16 protein-coding genes, 1 tRNA gene and 1 pseudogene are annotated in these 17934 nt (G+C 72.6%); 16 read left to right on the top strand and 2 right to left on the bottom strand.

Annotated elements, in window-relative coordinates; genetic code table 11:
• Positions 1-253: 253 nt before the first annotated feature.
• A complete protein-coding gene (gene upp, locus ACF9IK_RS18680) occupies positions 254-889 on the bottom strand; it encodes a uracil phosphoribosyltransferase (RefSeq protein WP_395295328.1) in 636 nt (211 codons plus the stop codon).
• Between the two features lie 205 nt (positions 890-1094).
• On the opposite strand from upp, the gene ACF9IK_RS18675 reads away from it, so the two are divergent.
• From ACF9IK_RS18675 to ACF9IK_RS18640, 8 genes are all read left to right on the top strand, one after another.
• On the top strand, positions 1095-1331 hold the full coding sequence (locus ACF9IK_RS18675; protein WP_395295327.1) for a hypothetical protein: 237 nt from the start codon (positions 1095-1097) through the stop codon (positions 1329-1331).
• Positions 1332-1564: 233 nt separating this feature from the next.
• Positions 1565-2116: a tRNA adenosine deaminase-associated protein gene (locus ACF9IK_RS18670; RefSeq protein ID WP_395295326.1), complete on the top strand. Its 552-nt coding sequence runs from the start codon at positions 1565-1567 to the stop codon at positions 2114-2116.
• 39 nt (positions 2117-2155) lie between these two features.
• Entirely contained in the window at positions 2156-2671 is a 516-nt protein-coding gene (gene tadA, locus ACF9IK_RS18665; protein ID WP_395295325.1) for a tRNA adenosine(34) deaminase TadA, read from the top strand.
• Positions 2672-2763: 92 nt separating this feature from the next.
• Positions 2764-2853: transfer RNA gene (locus tag ACF9IK_RS18660), tRNA-Ser, on the top strand.
• 448 nt (positions 2854-3301) lie between these two features.
• Positions 3302-3466: a hypothetical protein gene (locus tag ACF9IK_RS18655; RefSeq protein ID WP_174315669.1), complete on the top strand. Its 165-nt coding sequence runs from the start codon at positions 3302-3304 to the stop codon at positions 3464-3466.
• A gap of 60 nt (positions 3467-3526) precedes the next feature.
• Positions 3527-3820 carry a Dabb family protein gene (locus ACF9IK_RS18650; protein WP_313764588.1) on the top strand — a complete coding sequence of 98 codons (294 nt, stop codon included), beginning with the start codon at positions 3527-3529 and terminating at the stop codon, positions 3818-3820.
• 268 nt (positions 3821-4088) lie between these two features.
• Entirely contained in the window at positions 4089-5117 is a 1029-nt protein-coding gene (locus ACF9IK_RS18645) for an RNA polymerase sigma factor SigF (RefSeq protein WP_395295324.1), read from the top strand.
• Positions 5118-5284: 167 nt separating this feature from the next.
• Complete coding sequence (locus tag ACF9IK_RS18640) at positions 5285-6217, top strand: RNA polymerase sigma factor SigF (protein ID WP_395295323.1); 933 nt, start codon at positions 5285-5287, stop codon at positions 6215-6217.
• Between the two features lie 18 nt (positions 6218-6235).
• Here ACF9IK_RS18640 and ACF9IK_RS18635 read toward each other — a convergent pair whose 3' ends face one another.
• On the bottom strand, positions 6236-7201 hold the full coding sequence (locus ACF9IK_RS18635) for a tyrosine-protein phosphatase (RefSeq protein WP_395295322.1): 966 nt from the start codon (positions 7199-7201) through the stop codon (positions 6236-6238).
• 417 nt (positions 7202-7618) lie between these two features.
• Between ACF9IK_RS18635 and ACF9IK_RS18630 the strand changes: the two genes are divergently transcribed.
• The 8 genes and pseudogenes from ACF9IK_RS18630 (at position 7619) to ACF9IK_RS18595 (ending at position 17895) form a co-directional block, all read left to right on the top strand.
• Positions 7619-9973, top strand: coding sequence for a hypothetical protein (locus tag ACF9IK_RS18630; protein ID WP_395295321.1), 2355 nt, complete (start codon positions 7619-7621; stop codon positions 9971-9973).
• A gap of 111 nt (positions 9974-10084) precedes the next feature.
• The gene (gene pelF, locus ACF9IK_RS18625) at positions 10085-11590 is read left to right on the top strand and encodes a GT4 family glycosyltransferase PelF (protein ID WP_395295320.1); all 1506 of its coding nucleotides are present in this window, start codon (positions 10085-10087) and stop codon (positions 11588-11590) included.
• A gap of 130 nt (positions 11591-11720) precedes the next feature.
• Complete coding sequence (locus ACF9IK_RS18620) at positions 11721-13247, top strand: hypothetical protein (protein ID WP_395295319.1); 1527 nt, start codon at positions 11721-11723, stop codon at positions 13245-13247.
• A 58-nt stretch (positions 13248-13305) separates the two neighbouring features.
• The gene (locus ACF9IK_RS18615; protein ID WP_395295318.1) at positions 13306-14298 is read left to right on the top strand and encodes an SDR family NAD(P)-dependent oxidoreductase; all 993 of its coding nucleotides are present in this window, start codon (positions 13306-13308) and stop codon (positions 14296-14298) included.
• Between the two features lie 112 nt (positions 14299-14410).
• Positions 14411-15112 (top strand): annotated as a pseudogene (locus ACF9IK_RS18610) (nucleotidyltransferase family protein); the annotation flags it as partial.
• A 140-nt stretch (positions 15113-15252) separates the two neighbouring features.
• Positions 15253-16158, top strand: coding sequence for an NAD-dependent epimerase/dehydratase family protein (locus ACF9IK_RS18605; protein ID WP_395295317.1), 906 nt, complete (start codon positions 15253-15255; stop codon positions 16156-16158).
• Positions 16155-16850, top strand: coding sequence for a spherulation-specific family 4 protein (locus ACF9IK_RS18600; protein ID WP_395295316.1), 696 nt, complete (start codon positions 16155-16157; stop codon positions 16848-16850). The genes ACF9IK_RS18605 and ACF9IK_RS18600 overlap by 4 nt, the downstream gene beginning before the upstream one ends.
• A gap of 22 nt (positions 16851-16872) precedes the next feature.
• Positions 16873-17895, top strand: coding sequence for an endo alpha-1,4 polygalactosaminidase (locus ACF9IK_RS18595; RefSeq protein WP_395295315.1), 1023 nt, complete (start codon positions 16873-16875; stop codon positions 17893-17895).
• Positions 17896-17934 lie beyond the last annotated feature (39 nt).

Here is a 17934-nt window from a genome sequence, read left to right as displayed (position 1 = left end):
GCCCGCCCGTACCGGACTTCCCCCGGCCGCGGACACCGGCCTTCCGCGCCCAGCCGGCCGCCGTATGACGACTCACCCCGACCATCCGGGCAGCACCCGAGACGCTGCCGTCCTCCCGGTCCAACGCCTCGAAGAACCTCGCCTTCAACACCCCGAAATCCACGATCCCCGCAACTCCCTGAACTACAGGGTGTTGCGGGGATCGCTAGAACCCGCCGTGCCGGGGGCTCCTTCACGTCCGGGAGCGGCGGACTCAGCCGGCGGTGCCGTACAGGCGGTCGCCCGCGTCGCCGAGGCCGGGGACGATGTAGCCGTTCTCGTTCAGCCGCTGGTCGACCGCGGCGGTGACGACGGTGACCGGCAGGCCCGCCAGCTCCTTCTCCATCACCGCGACGCCCTCGGGGGCGGCGAGCAGCACCACGGCGGTGACGTCGGTGGCACCCCGCTCGATCAGCATCCGGATCGCGGCGACCAGCGTGCCGCCGGTGGCCAGCATCGGGTCGAGCACGTAGACCTGGCGGCCGGAGAGATCGTCCGGCATCCGGGTGGCGTACGTGGAGGCCTCCAGGGTCTCCTCGTTGCGCACCATGCCGAGGAAGCCCACCTCGGCGGTCGGCAGCAGCCGGGTCATCCCGTCCAGCATGCCGAGGCCGGCCCGCAGGATCGGCACCACCAGCGGGCGGGGGTAGCTCAGCCGGGTACCGGTGGTGACCGCCACGGGCGTGGTGATCTCGACGTCGTCGGTGCGGACGTCCCGGGTCGCCTCGTACGCGAGGAGGGTGACCAGCTCGTCGGTCAGGCGACGGAAGGTCGGCGAGTCGGTGCGCTCGTCGCGCAGGGTGGAGAGCTTGTGGGCGACCAGGGGGTGGTCGACGACGTGGATCCGCATGCGTCGAGGTTAGCCCGCGCCCGGACGCCCGTACGACCCGCCTCGGCCGGCCCGGCCGAGAACAGCCCCCGGACGGCCGCCCCGGAGCCCCCGCCGGCGGCGGGCCCGAGTGACGCAGACGTGACACGCCGTGACCCGCTGCGAATGTCCGGACGGAACGGCTTCCTGTGGTATCAACCGGGCGGATCTGGGAAAGTCAGGTCCTATGACGAGCAACCCGAGGACCGGGGACGGCTCGGCGGACGGCGCCCTCGGCCCGTCGGGCGGGCGCTCGGGCCAGCCCCCGGACCGCCCGGAGACGGAGGCGGAGCGCCGCAAGCGGCGGGCCGTCTTCCTGCGCGAGCTCGCCGAGGCGCGCGAGCTGAGGGAGCGGGTCCAGCCTCGCCGGACCAAGGAGCGCCGGATGCGCGAGGCGATGCGGATGCGAACCTTCCGGATCTGACAACGATCCGGCCGGTTCCCCGCGGCCGGGGCTGCGGTTCACCGGCTCCCGGCCAAGGCTTCCGACACGACCTGCAAAGACGCGCTGCCGAACACCCCCCGCAAGGGCGGGCTTTCTGTCACGATTCCGATGGGACGGTCCGAACAGCGGACCGCCTCTGGCGCGGGGGCGGCCAGGTTCCGCGTTGCCCGAGCGCGCCGACAGCCGAGACCGAGATCTTGGGAGTGTCCCTGGTGGCGTACTTCGCTGCAGTGCTTGCTCGCACCGAGGACGGGTGGGATGTGAGCGAGACGGAGCTCGACAACGTCGAAACGCTGGCCGACCTGGCCGACCTGGCCCGCGAGGCCGCGCAGGACGACGACAGCGTCCTGGTCTTCATCGAACAGGAGGACGCCTGGTTCGCCATCGTCCGGGTCGACGGTGAGGACGACCCCCGGATCTTCGTGTCGGACGGCGCCGCCGCCGCGCGCAGCTCCTACGGCTCCGTCCTCACCGACGAGCTGGTCGACCAGGCCGGTGAGAGCGAGTTCGGCGACCTCGACAACCTGGTGGCCGAACTGGAGGACGAGGAGGCCGCCCAGGAGCAGGAGGACGAGGACGAGGACACGGTCGGCCGCGGCGGCGTCCCGGTCGGCCCGCTCGGCGACTCCCACCTGCTCACCGAGTTCGGGCTGGCCTCCGACGAACTGCTCGGGCTCAGCGGCGAGGGCGCGGTGCCCGGCGACGCGCTGGAGGAGATCGCCGAGGCCCTCGGCTGCGGCGAGGTCCTGGAGGCGGTCCGGTAGCGGCCGGTGCCGCTCGACGGATGCCGGACACTGGATGCCATGCAGTCCGCGTCCGCCCACCAGCCCGTCCCGCTCCCCGCACCCGTCCGCCCCGACCCGGTCCGCGACCGCTGGGCGGCGCCGATGCGCCTCGCCATGGCCGAGGCCGCGCTGGCGCCGGCCACCGGGGACGTCCCGGTCGGGGCGCTCGTCCTGGCCCCGGACGGCGAGGTGATCGGACGCGGCCACAACGAGCGCGAGGCGGTCGGCGACCCGACCGCGCACGCCGAGGTGGTGGCGATCCGGCAGGCGGCGGGGAAGATCGGGGAGTGGCGGCTCAGCGGGTGCACGCTGGTGGTCACCCTGGAGCCGTGCACGATGTGCGCGGGCGCGATCGTGCTGTCCCGGATCGACCGCGTGGTCTACGGCGCCCTGGACGAGAAGGCCGGCGCGGCCGGCTCCCTCTTCGACGTGATGCGCGACCGACGCCTCAACCACCGCCCCGAGGTGGTCTGGGGCGTCCTCGCCGACGAGTGCGCCGAGCAGCTGCGCGACTTCTTCGACACCCACCGCTGAACCCCACCGCTGAACCCCACCGCCGACCCCGCCGCACGCCCGCGCGGATACGGATTTCGTGACGGCGGCCCCCGTCCGGTAGAGTTCCCCTCGGTAGCGTGTCCGAGCGGCCAAAGGAGCACGCCTCGAAAGCGTGTGTGGGGGCAACTCCACCGTGGGTTCGAATCCCACCGCTACCGCCAGCAGCACGAAGGCCCGTCCGAACGGACGGGCCTTCGTCGTTTCCGCGCACCCTCATCCGCGGAACGGGGGCTCCGCGCCGGGGGCCGATGACCACCAACGCCCTTCGTGCACGGAGCCCGAGGGGGAGCGGTTCGGGGGAACTGACCGCTCCCCCGGGCGGAGTCCCACAACCGGGGCCGCGTCGGGGGGAAGCCGCGGCCCCGGTCCCACAGCGGGGAGCTCCGGATCCACGTACCGGGGACTCCTGCCAGATCCTCGGTACGACATCCATCCTGCTCGACCGCCCGCGCCGGGGCACCCGGAGAAAGGCCTCGGTCACGAGGACCTTCGTCCCGCCGGGTGAACGCGTCGCACACTTGATGGGCCGTTCGGTGGATAAGCTGCCCACTGCAGAGGGCCGCTCGGGGACCGAGTGACGGCGGCCCGCAGCAGGGAGGAAGGTCGCGCATGGCGCAGGCGAAGAAGATCGGCATGGTCCTCCTGCTCGTCTTCGTGCTCTACACGATCATCACGTCACCCGCCCGGGCCGCCGAGCTGGTCCAACTGGGGTTCGAGGGCATCTCGAACGCCGCCAAGGCCATCGGCACCTTCATGACCGGGCTGGTGAAGTAGGCAACGGGGCACCGGCTACGGTGGGGCCGTCCCTCAACCCCGTCCGCTAGGAGCGGCATCGTGATCCGGCATCTGGTCCTGTTCAAGCTCAACGAAGGCGTCGGCAAGGACGACGCCCGCGCACTCGCCGGCGCCAAGGCCTTCGAGGAGCTCGGCCCGGTGATCCCCGAGCTGCGCGAGTGGGAGTGCGGCTGGAACACCACCGAGCGCGACATCGCGTACGACTACGCCATCAACAGCCTCGTCGAGGACCGCGAGGCGCTGCAGTCCTACCTCACCCACCCGGCCCACCAGGCCGCGGCCGGCCAGTGGCGCGAGTTCGCCACCTGGGTGATCGCCGACATCGAGGTCTGATCCCCCGGGCATCCCCCGGACGGACCGCGGCGCCCCGCCCGAGACCGGGCGGGGCGCCTTGCCCTGTCCGGGAACGGTCTGCCCGCCGCCCCGCCGGAAGGCCCCGCGGAGCGCCAACGCCGCACCAACACACCTCCGCTCGGTGCTTGCCCGAACTGCGCCCAGCTTGTGATGCTATGACCGGTTTTGCCGGACATGGCGAGGTGGTGAATCGAGACGCGACACCCGATCCGCAAGTCCCACCGTTGTCGACTTTGGGAGGGGTGACGTGTCCGTGCGGACACCAGGGAGCGCGCCGGGTGCCGACACCGGTCCGGCCGCCGCACAGACCGCTGCGCGGTCCGCCACGGCGCCGTCCGCGACCGCACCGGCCGCCGCGCACTCCGCCGCCGCCCGGCCGGCCGCACCGACCGCACCGACCGCACCGACCGTTCAGCCGCCCGCCCCGGCCGGCCCGCCGGAGGAGGTGCTGGCCGCGATCATCAGCCCCGCCGGCGAACTGCGACCGGACGGCCTGCGCGGTCCCGGGGGCCGCCCCGCGGTGGACGTCCGGACCCTGACCCGGGTGTTGTTCGAGCGGCTCTCCGAGCTGCCCCCGGACGCGCCCGAGCGCGAGCGGGTCCGGGCCGCCCTGATCGAGGTGAACATCCCGCTGGTCCGCTACGCGGCCACCCGGTTCCGCAGCCGCAGCGAGCCGATGGAGGACGTCGTCCAGGTCGGCACGATCGGCCTGATCAACGCGATCGACCGGTTCGACCCGAGCCGCGGCGTGCAGTTCCCGACCTACGCGCTGCCGACCATCCTCGGCGAGATCAAGCGCTACTTCCGGGACAACGTCCGCACCATGCACGTCCCGCGCCGGCTGCAGGAGCTCTGGGTGCAGGTCAGCGGCGCGATGGAGGAGCTGACGGTGGTCCACGGCCGGGCCCCCAAGGTCCCCGAGATCGCCGCCAGCCTGCGCATCCCGGAGGAGGACGTCCGGGCCTGCCTGGACGCCGGCCGGGCCTACAACGCCGCCTCGCTGGAGGCCGCCCAGGAGCACGAGGGCGGGCTCGCCCTGCTCGACCGGCTGGGCTACGAGGACTCGGCGCTGGCCGAGGTCGAGCACCGGGACATGGTCCGCCACCTGCTGGTCCAGCTGCCCGAGCGGGAGCGGCGGATCGTCATGCTGCGGTTCTTCGCCAACCTGACGCAGTCGCAGATCAGCACCGAGCTGGGGATGTCCCAGATGCACGTCTCCCGGCTGCTCTCGCGGATCCTGACCAGGCTTCGGACCGGCAACTCCTGGGAGGACTGACCGGCGACGCGGGGGCAGCGGCCGATCGCTGCGCGTTACCGGCGCGTGACATCTTGCGACGCTCGGGTTTGCCGGGTCCGGTGCGCCGGTATGGAGGGGTAAGGCGCCGCACGGGAACGCTCCCGCGACGGCACCCGTTGAACCGTCAGTCACAAGGGGGTGGGCGCATGTCCGGAGAGCTGGGCACTGCGGAGATCCACACTGCACGGAGCCACGCCGGTGCGGCCGAGCGCACGGCGACCGCCGGCCTGATCCCGCTCCAGCGGGCCGAGGCCGCAGCGCCCGTCCCCGACGCCCCGCCCGGCACCGCCGGGCCGGCCGCCGCCGAGCCTGCCGCCGGTCTCGACACCCGGACGCTCTCCCGCTCGCTCTTCCTGCGGCTGGCCGCGCTGGAGGCGGGCAGCGCGGAGCACACCTACGTCCGCGACACCCTGATCGAGCTCAACCTGCCGCTGGTGCGGTACGCCTCGGCCCGGTTCCGCAGCCGCAACGAGCCGATGGAGGACATCGTCCAGGTCGGCACGATCGGCCTGATCAAGGCGATCGACCGGTTCGACCCGGAGCGCGGGGTGGAGTTCCCCACCTTCGCGATGCCGACCGTGGTCGGCGAGATCAAGCGCTTCTTCCGGGACACCAGCTGGTCCGTGCGGGTCCCCCGGCGGCTGCAGGAGCTGCGACTGGCCCTCACCAAGGCCGGCGACGAGCTCTCCCAGCGGCTGGACCGCTCCCCGACCGTCGCCGAGCTGGCCGCCTGCCTCGGCGTCAGCGAGGAGGACGTGGTCGAGGGCCTGGCGGTGGGCAACGCGTACACCGCCAGCTCGCTGGACTCCACCCCCGGCGAGGAGGAGGGCGACGGCCCGCTGGCCGAGCGGCTGGGCTACGAGGACCTCGCCCTGGAGGGCGTGGAGTACCGCGAGTCGCTCAAGCCGCTCCTGGCCAAGCTGCCGCCGCGCGAGCGCCGGATCATCATGCTGCGGTTCTTCGGCAACCTCACCCAGTCGCAGATCGGCGAGGAGATCGGCATCTCCCAGATGCACGTCTCCCGGCTGCTGGCCAAGACCCTCACGCAGCTGCGCGAGGGCCTCGTCAGCGAGGGCTGAGCCGCCCCGGCGGGCGCCCTACCGGGCGTCCGCCAGCAGGTTGGCACGCAGGCCGGCGAGCACCTCGTCGTCCAGCCCCAGGCCGTCCTGCCAGAAGTCCTCGAAGGTGGCCCAGCCGGCCGCGACCTCCTCGAAGGCCGCCTCCAGGTAGCGTCGCTCCGCCCGGAAGACCGGGAGCAGCAGCTCCGGCTCCTGCATCAGCCCACGGGTGCCGAAGCTGTCGACGACGTGCTCCACGATCGCGGCGGAGCGCTCGTTGGTGAGCAGGTAGTCGGCGAAGACCGTCTCGCGGTCGACCCCGAGCGCGGTCAGCAGGACGGCGGCCGTCCAGCCGGTCCGGTCCTTGCCGGCCGAGCAGTGGAAGATCAGCGGCGGGCCGTCCGGAGCGGCCAGCAGGCGCAGCACGGCGGCGAAGCGCTCCCGGGCCACGGCGTCCGTGACGAACCACCGGTAGAGGCCGACCATCATCGCGGCGGCCTTGCCGTCCCCGAGCAGCGCGCGCTGCTTCTCCGGGCTGCGGTCGGCCAGGGCGTCGCGCAGCGCCACGTAGATGTCGAAGTCCGCCGCGAAGACCGGCAGGTGGTGCAGGGTCATGCCGTCCCCGGAGGCGGGTGCCACGGTGATCGGCTCGGACGAGAGCTCGGCGGCCGCGATCGCGGCGACCGGCAGGCCCGGGACGCGGTCCGGACCGGCCTCGCGGACCTCGTCGAGGCTGCGCAGGTCGACCACCTGGCGCAGACCGATCGCCGCCAGCAGGCCGAGGTCCTCCTCGGTGAGCCGGTTGAGACCGTCGCTGCGCAGTGCCACGCCGTGCTTCAGCACCCGGCCGTCGGCCGTCCGGTAGCCGCCGAGATCGCGCGCGTTGACGGCGCCGCGGAGCCCGAGGCTCCGGGCCTGCGGGGCCGCCTCGGCACCGTCCGTCGGCACGCGCACCGCTTTCCGGTCGGCCTGGATTGCGGTGGTCTCGGTCTGCTGCTCGGTCACGCGGTGGCCTCCATTGGATATTCGGACTGTGACATGGCACAACCCTGCGCAATATTGCATGAACCTGCCCGACAGAACGGCTGGATGTGCAAGAGTGTCATGCGCAACGCCGCCAGTGTAGGCCGCGGGTTACCGGCCCAGACCAGAAGATCGGTGACCAGCGGTAACGCTCCGACTCCGCCATCTTTTAATTCTCAATTCATTATTTGCGCAACAGGCTCGGTTCCGGCCACAATCAGCGCTTCCATGGCATCGCCATGAACGTTGGTAACAGATTCGCTGCACTCCCGCCCATTTGGTCCCAATCGGTGCGGAGTCTCCACCAGGATGGGCTCCGGGCAGCCTGCTGCCCGAGAACAGCGACCGGGTAGGCGAGCGCCGAGCAGCGGAGCGCCCTGCCCAGGGGAGGAACACAGAATGGGTCGAGCGACCCGAAGAGTTGCCGCCTGCGCGGCAGCAGTCCTGCTGGCCGGCGGCCTGCAGTCGTCCCTCGCACACGGTGCCACCACCGCACCCAGGATCGACCTGACGGTCCTGGTCATCAGCGACGGCGGACCCGCGACGGCGGCCATCGCCGCCGAGCTCAAGAGCCAGGGCACCCCGTACAAGATCGTCGACCTCACCGACGCCCACCGTCCGGTGATCGACGCCGCCTTCCTCAGCGACACGGTCAACGGACAGCCGCGCGGCAAGTTCCAGGGCATCGTGATGCCCAACAACAACCCGTTCACGGCTGGCTCCGCGGAGATGACCGCGATCGCGACCTACGAGGCCGCGTTCAACGTGCGCCAGGTCGACGCGTACACCTACGCCCAGCCGGACGTCGGTCTGAACTGGGCACAGAACCCCGGATACATGGGCAAGCTGGACGGCGTCCAGGCCCAGGTCACCGGCGCCGGCCTGGCCGGCCCGTTCGGGTACCTCAAGGGATCCGTCCCGTTCGAGGACAACGACCCGGGCGTCGACGAGAGCTACGGCTTCCTGGCCACTCCGCTGGCCTCCCTGCCGTCCGGCTCCACGTTCACGCCGCTGGTCGACGCCCCCATACCGGGCTCCACCGAGCGCGGCTCGCTGGTCGGCGAGTACAGCCACGACGGCCGCAACGAGCTGGTCGTCACCTTCGTCTACAACCAGTACCAGCAGCAGTACCGGCTGCTGGCGCGCGGCATCGTGGACTGGATCACCCAGGGCGTCCACCTCGGCTACGACCGCAACTACTTCGCAGCCCACGTCGACGACGTCTTCCTGGCCGACGACCGCTGGGACACGGTGCTCAAGTGCACCCCCGGCGACGTCACCTGCCCGCCCGGCACCCCCGAGACGGTCAACCCGATCCGGATGACCACCGCGGACGCGCAGTACGCCAAGCAGTGGCAGACCGCCAACAACTTCACCATGGACATGGTGTTCAACGGCGGCGGCAGCGAGGACTGGAAGGCCGACCACGAGGTCACCGCCGACCCGGTGGTGGACCAGATGGTCGCCGACCAGAACAGCTACCGGTGGATCAACCACACCTACACCCACCCGTACCTGGGCTGCCTCCAGGACGTCTCGGTGGTGCCGTGGAAGTGCACCAAGGACGCCTCGGGCAACACCGTCTGGGTCGACCAGGCCACCATCACGTCCCAGATCAAGAACAACATCGACTGGGCCGCGGCGCGCAACCTGCACATCGACAAGACCGAGCTGGTCACCGGCGAGCACTCCGGCCTGCTGACCGCTCCGCAGGAGACCAGCGACAACCCGTACCTGGCGCCCTCGCTGGTCGCCAACGGCGTCAAGTGGACCGCCAGCGACGCGTCCCGCGAGCCCGCCCAGCGGGCCGTCGGCTCGTCCACGCTGACCGTGCCGCGCTACCCGATGAACGTCTTCTACAACGCCGGTACGGCGAAGGAGGAGGCCGACGAGTACAACTGGATCTACACCAGCGTGGCCAACGGCGGCAGCGGCGTCTGCGAGAGCAACGCCAACTCCACCTGCCTGCCGGCGCCGCTGGACGTCAACACCGGCTACCAGTCGTACATCGTGCCGCTGGAGGCCCGGATCGACCTCGGCCACGTGCTGAGCAACGACCCGCGCCCCCACTTCATCCACCAGTCGAACCTGGCGGAGGACCGGATCGTGTACCCGGTGCTGGAGAAGATCCTCTCCACCTACCGGTCCCTGCACGCCGACAACGCCCCGATCGTGAACCTGGCGCAGAAGGACATCGGCGCCGAGTTCCAGCGCCGTGCGGCCTGGAACGCGGCCCTGGCCGCCGGCCAGGTCACCGCCTACCGGGTCGGCAACACCGTGACGGTGTCCGCCCCGTCCGGCGTGCAGGTCCAGGCCACCATGCCGACCGGTACCGTTCAGCAGCTCGCCATCGGCACCACCGGGTTCGGCTCGGCCTACGCCGGTACGCTGTCCGGCTGGGTCAAGCCGGGCTCGCTGCAGAGCAGCGTCCTGCTGAAGCTGCCGTCGGACGTCGCCCCGGTGGCGCCGACCGCTGCTCCGGCCGTCGCCGCCGAATCGGTGACGGCTCCGGCCCCGGCCGACAAGAAGATCGTGCCCCAGGGCACCGCCGACGCCGTTCCGGCCGGTCCGGGCGACACCGCCCGTACCGACGCCCCGGTGCTGGTCCCCGGCAGCGGGGCTCCGGTGGCCGGCAAGGGCGTGACCACCGACAAGGCGGCCGCCAAGAGCGGCACGAAGAGCACCACCCGCAAGGCCTCCGGGGGGAAGGCCGACCCGGCCAAGAAGACCGCCGGCCAGCCCGGCATCCGCTAGACAGGTGACACCGGTGGTGGGGTCGGGCCGTCCCCCGGCCCCACCACCGGCCACCCGACCCGGACCGTCCAGGACCGGGCGCTTGACGCAAGGACAGGAGGGGGGAAAGCCATGCGCGTCACCCTGCTCACCGAGGGGACGTATCCGCACCAGCACGGCGGCGTGAGCGTCTGGTGCGACCAGCTCGTCCAGGGCATGCCCGACGTCGACTTCGACATCATCGCCGTGACCGGCACCGGCCACGAGTCGCTCGCCTGGGAGCTGCCCGCCAACGTGCGGTCGGTCACCACCGCACCGCTCTGGGGGCCGCCATCCGAGGGCAGAGCCCCGCGCGGCAAGGAGATGCGCCGCTTCCTCAACGCGTACGAGCGCTTCCTGCACTCCATCCTGGACCCGGTCTACACCACCCACTTCGGCACCGAGCTGTACGGCTTCGCCGACCTCGCCCGGCGCGGGCTGCTCAGCCCGGCGCTGCGCAGCGAGCGCGCCCTGCGCACCCTCCAGCACGTCTGGACCCGCGACTACCTCTCCACCGCCGTCTCCCGGCCCACCCTGCACGACGCGCTCAACGCCACCGACCTGCTGGAGCACGCGCTGCGTCCGCTGTCGGTCGAACCGCCGCGCGAGGGCGTCGCGCACGCCGCGAGCGGCGGCCTGGCCACGCTGCCCGGGCTGATCGCCTCGCAGCAGTACGGCGTCCCCTTCCTGCTCACCGAGCACGGCATCTACCTGCGCGAGCGCTACCTCGGCTACCGCACCGGCCCCTACCGCTGGCCGGTCAAGGCGCTGCTGCTGGGCTTCTACCGGATGCTCGCCGAGGAGAGCTACCGCCGCGCCGCCCTCGTCACCCCCGGCAACCGGTACAACCGGCGCTGGGAGGAGCGCGGCGGGACGCCGTCCGCGCACATCCGCACCGTCTACAACGGCGTGGACCCGGCGGCCTTCCCGCCGGCCGGGCCGGAGCCGGAGACCCCGACGCTCAGCTGGGCCGGCCGGGTCGACCCGATCAAGGACCTGGAGACGCTGATCCGCGCCTTCGCGATCGTCCAGCGCGAGATACCCGAGGCGAAGCTGCGGCTGTTCGGCGGCACGCCCAAGGGCGGCGAGGCGTACCGGGACGGCTGCATAGCCCTGGCCGCCGAGCTCGGCATCGCCGACTCGGTGGCCTTCGAGGGCCGCGTCGCCGACATCACCGACGCGTACGCGGCGGGGAACGTGGTGATGCTCTCCAGCATCAGCGAGGGCTTCCCGTTCACCCTGATCGAGGCGATGTCCTGCGGCCGCTCCACCGTCTCGACCGACGTGGGCGGCGTGCGCGAGGCCGTCGGCGACACCGGCCTGGTCGTCCCTCCGCGCGAGCCCGAGCCGATGGCCGCCGCCGCCGTCGAGCTGCTGCGCGACCCGGAGCGCCGCGCCCGGCTGGGCGAGCAGGCCCGGCTGCGGGTGATCGAGCAGTTCACCCTCCGCCAGAACATCGACGGCTTCCGCGGCATCTACACCGAGCTGCTGGGCACCTCCCGCTGGATGCCGAAGGGCGTCGTGGCGGTCGGGGACGGCGCCCCGGCCGGCTGGGACGAAGCGCTGGCCGTCGGCGAGCGTGACGAGGTGACGGCATGAGCGAGCGATGGGGATCCCCCCGGCCGGAGGCCGGGGCAGAGCGGATCACCGAGAGGTGCGCGTCCCGCGAAGCGGCTGCCGAGTGGCGGGGGTACCTCCCGTCCGCCGAGGCCGGGGAAGGGGTGGACGCATGAGCGGCCCCCTGCGCCTGGTACCCGACGAGGCCGGCCCGGACTGGGCCGAGCAGACCGTGCAGCTGCGCACCCTGCCGCGCAAGCGCCGCCGCCCCGTCCTGCCCGGGCAGCGGCCCGAGCCGGAGCCGCAGCTCGACCTCTCCCCCGACCCGCTGGACGAACTCGCCGAACGGCTCGCCGACGTCTGCGCCGACGCCGTCCACCCGTACGAGATCGCGGCCTTCCTGGAGTCCGACGGTCTCTCCGACGAGCAGGCCGCCCTGCTGTACGGCCGCCCCGACGCGTTCACCGTCGCCGAGGAGCTGTTCGAGAAGGTCGATCGCCGCTACCCCGGCCCCAGCGCCGAGTTCGCCAACCCCTGGCGGGCCGACCCCTGGCGCTGCGTGGTGCGCGGCCTGGTCTTCGCCCTCCCCGGCCTCGGCTACCTGCTCGGCGCCAACCTGTTCGCGGCCACCCGGATGCGTTTCGGCCTCCCCTCCGGGATGCTCGCGCTCTCCGTCGCCACCCTGGTCAGCTGGTCCTGGAACCAGGCGCTCGCGCACCGCTCGTACGCCTGGCTGGGCCGCGGGCGACGCCGCTCGGCCGGGATCTGCCTGGCCGTCGGCGCACCGCTGGGCGCGCTGGTCGCGGCCACCGCCGGGTACGTGGTCGGCGGGCCGCTGGGAGCGCTCTGCTTCGCCGCCGGACAGTCCGGATACCTGGCGGCGGCCACCGTCCTGCTGGTGCTCGGCCGGGAGAAGTTCCTGCTGCTCGCACTGGCACCGTCCGCGGTCGGCGCCGGTGTGGTGCTCGCCGTGGACGTCCCGCAGCTCACCCGAACGGTCGTGCTGCTGTCCTCGCTGGGGCTGGCGATCGGGCTGGCCGCCCGCGAGATCGTCCGCTGCCTGCGCGGCGAACGGGACACCACCGTGCCGAAGCTCCCGCTCCTGCACGAGCTGCCGCACCTGCTGTTCGGCCTGGCGGTCGGCACGCTCACCCTGATCGCCGGCCTCGGTACCACCGTGCACCAGGCCGTCGAGACCGGCGCCGCCGCGGGCGCGTCCGCCAGCCCGACCGGGCCGGCCATGATCGCGCTCACGCTCAGCCTCGGCCTCGCCGAGTGGCTGCTCTTCCGCTACCGGGCGATGGCCGTCGCCGCGCTGAGGACCAGCCACACCCCGGCCGCGTTCGTCCGCCGCACCGGCGGCGTACTGCTCGGCTGTCTGTTCATCTACCTCACCACCGTGGCCGCGCTGGACGCCGCCGCCACCGTGCTCTGGCCCGGCGCCCCGGCGCTCGGGATCCCGGAACTCGGTGCGCTGCTGCTCCTGGGCGGTTCCCTCTGGCTGGCGCTGCTGCTGAACGCCTTCGGGCTCAGCTGGAGCACCGCCCTGATCTGTCTGGCAGCCGCGGGCGCCGAGTGCGCCGGGCTCCTGACCGGTGCGGACCCGACCGTCCTGCAGCTGATCGGCTGCGGGGCCGCCGCCACCGTCCTCACCGCCATCGCCGGGCCCGTGCTCGGCCGCACCACCAAGCACCGCTGAGCGCTCCACCACGACCGTCCGGCGCTCGGCAGTCCCCATCCACAGAGAGAGAGTCACCGTGAGCAGCGTTGCCGTCACCGGAGCCGAGGGCTTCATCGGCTCCCACCTGGTCGAGACCCTGGTCGCCGACGGCCACCAGGTCCGGGCCATGGTCCAGTACAACTCCTTCTCGTCCTTCGGCTGGCTGGAGACCCTGCCCAAGGAGGTGCTGGACTCGGTCGAGATCGTCCTCGGCGACGTCCGGGACCCGGGCTCGGTCAACGGCCTGGTCAAGGGCACCGAGGCGGTCTACCACCTGGCCGCCCTGATCGCGATCCCCTACTCCTACCGGGCCCCGCACTCCTACATCGAGACCAACGTCACCGGCACCCTCAACGTGCTGGAGGCGGTGCGCCACCTGGACATCCCCCGCCTGGTGCACACCTCCACCAGCGAGACCTACGGCACCGCCCAGACCGTGCCGATCACCGAGGACCACCCGATCAACACCCAGTCCCCCTACGCCGCCTCCAAGGCCGGCGGGGACCGGCTCGCCGACAGCTACCACGCCAGCTTCGAGACCCCGGTCGTCACGCTGCGCCCGTTCAACACCTTCGGCCCGCGCCAGTCGATGCGCGCCGTCATCCCGACGGTGATCGCCCAGCTGGCCGCCGGCGAGACCGAGATCACCCTGGGCGACCTGCGCCCGACCCGTGACTTCACCTTCGTCAAGGACACCGCCAACGCCTTCCGGACGGTCGGCACCGCCCCGGCCGAGGCCGTCGTCGGCAAGACCTTCAACGCCGGCACCGGCGGCGAGATCTCGGTCGGCGACCTGGTCACCCTGGTCGGCAAGCTGATGGGCGTGGACGTCACGGTGAAGGAGGACGAGCAGCGCATCCGCCCGACCAACTCCGAGGTCATGCGCCTGGTCGCCGACGCCACCCGGCTGCGCACCGCCACCGGCTGGGCGCCGCAGTTCTCCCTGGAGGAGGGCCTGGAGCAGACCATCGAGTTCTTTCGCGACCCGGCCAACCTCGCGCGCTACAAGACCGACATCTACAACGTCTGATCCCGCGCGCCGCTCCGCCACCACCGGGGCCGCCGGCCGCACGAACCGCCGGCTCCGCACACCACTGGTAACCGAAGGCTCCAGTCGCACCATCTTCCGTGGGGGAAACACCATGCACGCAGTGATCCTGGCCGGCGGCAAGGGCGTACGCCTGCGCCCGTACACCACCGCGCTTCCCAAGCCGCTCGTCCCGATCGGCGACCAGCACGCGATCCTGGAGATCGTGATGCGCCAGCTCGCCGCGGCGGGCTTCAAGTCGGTCACCCTGGCCATCGGCCACCTCGGCCACATCATCCGCGCCTACGTCGGCAACGGCTCCCAGTGGGGGCTGCGGGTCGGCTACGCCGTGGAGGACACCCCGCTCGGCACCATGGGCCCGCTCCTGACCATGCAGGACCGGCTGCCCGAGAACTTCCTGGTGATGAACGGCGACATCCTCACCGACCTGGACTTCGCCGGTGTGCTCAAGCACCACGAGGCCTCCCGGGCGCCGCTGACCATCGCCACCTACGCCCGCCAGGTCAAGATCGACTTCGGTGTGCTGACCGCCGAGTCCGGCTCCATCACCGGCTTCCAGGAGAAGCCGAGCATCGACTACCGGGTGTCGATGGGCGTCTACGGCGTCTCCCGCTCGGCGCTCGCCAAGTACAGCCCCGGCCTGCCGCTGGGCTTCGACGAGCTGGTCCTCGACCTGCTGGCCGCCCAGACCCCGCCGTCCGCCTACGAGTTCGGCGGCTACTGGCTCGACATCGGCCGGCCGGACGACTACGACCGGGCCAACGCCGAGTTCGCCGAGATCCGCTCGCAGCTGCTCCCGGCCGAGTCGGCCGAGAGCCTGTACGCCGTCCCGAACGGCCAGGAGGCGCCGGTCCCGGCCGCCCGCACCGAGGCCGACGCCGCCGGGCAGCCGGCTGCGGCCGCCGTCGGCGGCCCCGAGAACGGCGGACGGGCCGCGTGAGGATCCTGCTGCTCGGCTCGGACGGCTTCCTCGGCCGCCACGCCGCCGACGTCCTGCGGTCACTGCCCGGCGCCACCGTGCTGACCGCCGGGCGCCGGCCCGACCACGACCTGCGGCTGGACCTGGCCACGGCCGAGGCCGGCCCGCTCGGCGAGGAGCTCGCGGCGCTGGCACCGGACGCCGTGGTCAACTTCGCCGGCGCGGTGGCCGGCAGCGCGGTCAAGCTGGCCGAGGTCAACGCCCGCGGCCCGGCCGTCCTCTGCGAGGCGCTCGAACAGGGCGCCCGCGGGGCCCGGCTGGTGCACATCGGCTCGGCCGGCGAGTACGGCGTCTGCGACCCCGGCAGCTCGCTCGCCGAGGACGCCGACGCCCGCCCGGTCGGCGTCTACGGCGCCACCAAGCTGGCCGGCTCCCTCGCGGTGGCCGGCTCGCCGCTGGACGCCGTGGTGCTCCGGGTGTTCAACCCGGTCGGCCCGGGTGCCCCGGCCGGTTCGCTGCCCGGCCGCCTCGCGGCCGAGCTGCGCCGGGCGCTGCCGGACGGCGCCGAGGGTGTGGTGAAGGTCGGGGACCTCTCGGCCCACCGCGACTTCGTCGACGCCCGCGACATCGCCCGCGCGGTCGCCCTGGCGGTCACCGCCGGGCGTCCGCTGCCCCGGGTGCTCAACCTGGCCTCCGGCCGGGCGCAGCCGGTCCGGGCGATCGCCGACGGACTGGTCGCGGCGTCCGGCTTCACGGGCCGGATCGACGAGAGCGGAGCCGGCTCCGAGCGCTCGGCCGCCGTCTCCTGGCAGCAGGCCGACGTGTCGGCCGCCGCCAGGGTGCTCGGCTGGCACCCGGAGACCGCACTCGCCGACACCCTGCGCGACCTCTGGCTCGGCACCGAAGCACCGGTCGCCGCATGACCGGCGCGAGCCACCCCGACGGCCGCCTGCTGGTGCCGCTGTACGTCCACCCCGCGGTGGACCCGGCGGCCTGGCAGGCGGTCGCCGCCGCCGACCCGCACCGGATCGCCGCCGTCGTGCTCAACCTCGCCGACGGCCCCGGCGCCGCCCCGGACCACGTCTTCGCCGAAGCCGCCGAGGAGCTGCGCAAGGCCGGACTCCCGCTGCTCGGCTACGCCGACACGGACTACGGCCGGCGCCCGCACGCCGCCGTGGTGAACGACGTCCTGACCTACCGCCAGCGCCACGGCATCACGGGCGTCTACCTCGACCAGGTCGCCACCCACCCGAGCGCGCTGCCGCACTACCGGCGGCTGGCCACCGCGGCCCGCGCCGCCGGCTGCTCCACCGTGGTGTTCGGACACGGCGACCACCCGGACCCCGGCTACGCCGAGGTCGGGCTCGCCGACCTGCTGGTCACCTTCGAGGGCGACTGGACGGCGTACCGGGAGATGACCCTGCCGCTCTGGACCGGCCGGCACGCCGCCGCCCGGTTCTGCCACCTGGTGTACGACGTGCCCGCCGAGGAGGCCCAGGAGGCCGCCGCCCTGATCGCCGCCCGCCGCGCCGGCATCGGCTGTGCGGTCCCGGGCACCGGGGACAACCCCTGGAGCACCGTGCCGCATGGCCTGACCGTCGCCGAACCGACCTGACCCCAAACGGAGTTCGAGTACCGTGACCCGCCGTACCCGGCCCCTGCTGGCCGCGCTCGCCCTGACCACCGCCCTGCTCGCCACCTCCTGCAGCAGCTCGGGCTCGGAGGACGAGGACGATCCCTCGGCCGACGCCACCGGCGCCCAGCCGCCCGCGGCCACCGCCGCACCCGTTCCGGGCAGCCCGACCGAGCTCCCGTCGACGCCGCCCGCGACGTCGGCCCCCGGCACACCCGGGACCCCGACCACCCCGGCCGGCCCCACGACGCCGGGCACCCCGGCGACGCCGGGCACCCCGGGCACACCCGCCACGCCGGGCACCCCCGGAACCCATCAGCCGAGCGGCGCCCGCTGGCAGCCCACCCCCGGCCTGGCCTGGCAGTGGCAGCTCGGCGGCGGCGTCGACCAGTCGGTGGACGTGCCGGTCTACGACATCGACGGCTTCGAGACCGACGCCTCGGTGGTCGCCGCGCTGCACGCCAAGGGCCGCAAGGTGATCTGCTACATCAACGCCGGCTCCTGGGAGGACTTCCGCCCCGACTCCGCCGCCTTCGCCCAGGCCCTCCAGGGCTCCGGCAACGGCTGGAAGGGCGAGAAGTGGTTCGACATCCGCAAGCTCGACCAGCTGAAGCCGCTGATGGCCGCCCGTTTCGACATGTGCCGGCAGAAGGGCTTCGACGCGGTCGAGCCCGACACCATCGAGGCCTACAACCAGAACAGCGGTTTCCCGCTGACCTCCGAGGACCAGCTCCGCTACAACCGCATGCTGGCGGGACTCGCCCACGAGCGCGGCATGGCGATCGGTCTGAAGAACGACCTGGAGCAGATCCCCGCCCTGCTGCCGGACTTCGACTTCGCCGTGAACGAGGAGTGCGCGCAGTTCAACGAGTGCGGCCGGCTCTCGCCCTTCATCCAGGCGGGCAAGGCGGTCTTCCACGTCGAGTACAAACTCGGCACGGAGAAGTTCTGCAACCAGTCCAAGGCCCTTGGCCTCAGCTCGATGCAGAAGAAGCTCGAACTGGACGCCTGGCGGAAGCCCTGCTGAACCGGCAGGGCGGGTGCTCCGCCAGGCACCCCGTCGTGA

Origin of the sequence: Kitasatospora hibisci, from assembly GCF_043950205.1 — a bacterium.
Taxonomy (GTDB): Bacteria; Actinomycetota; Actinomycetes; order Streptomycetales; family Streptomycetaceae; genus Kitasatospora; species Kitasatospora hibisci.
This window is presented reverse-complemented; position numbering and strand designations above follow the sequence as displayed.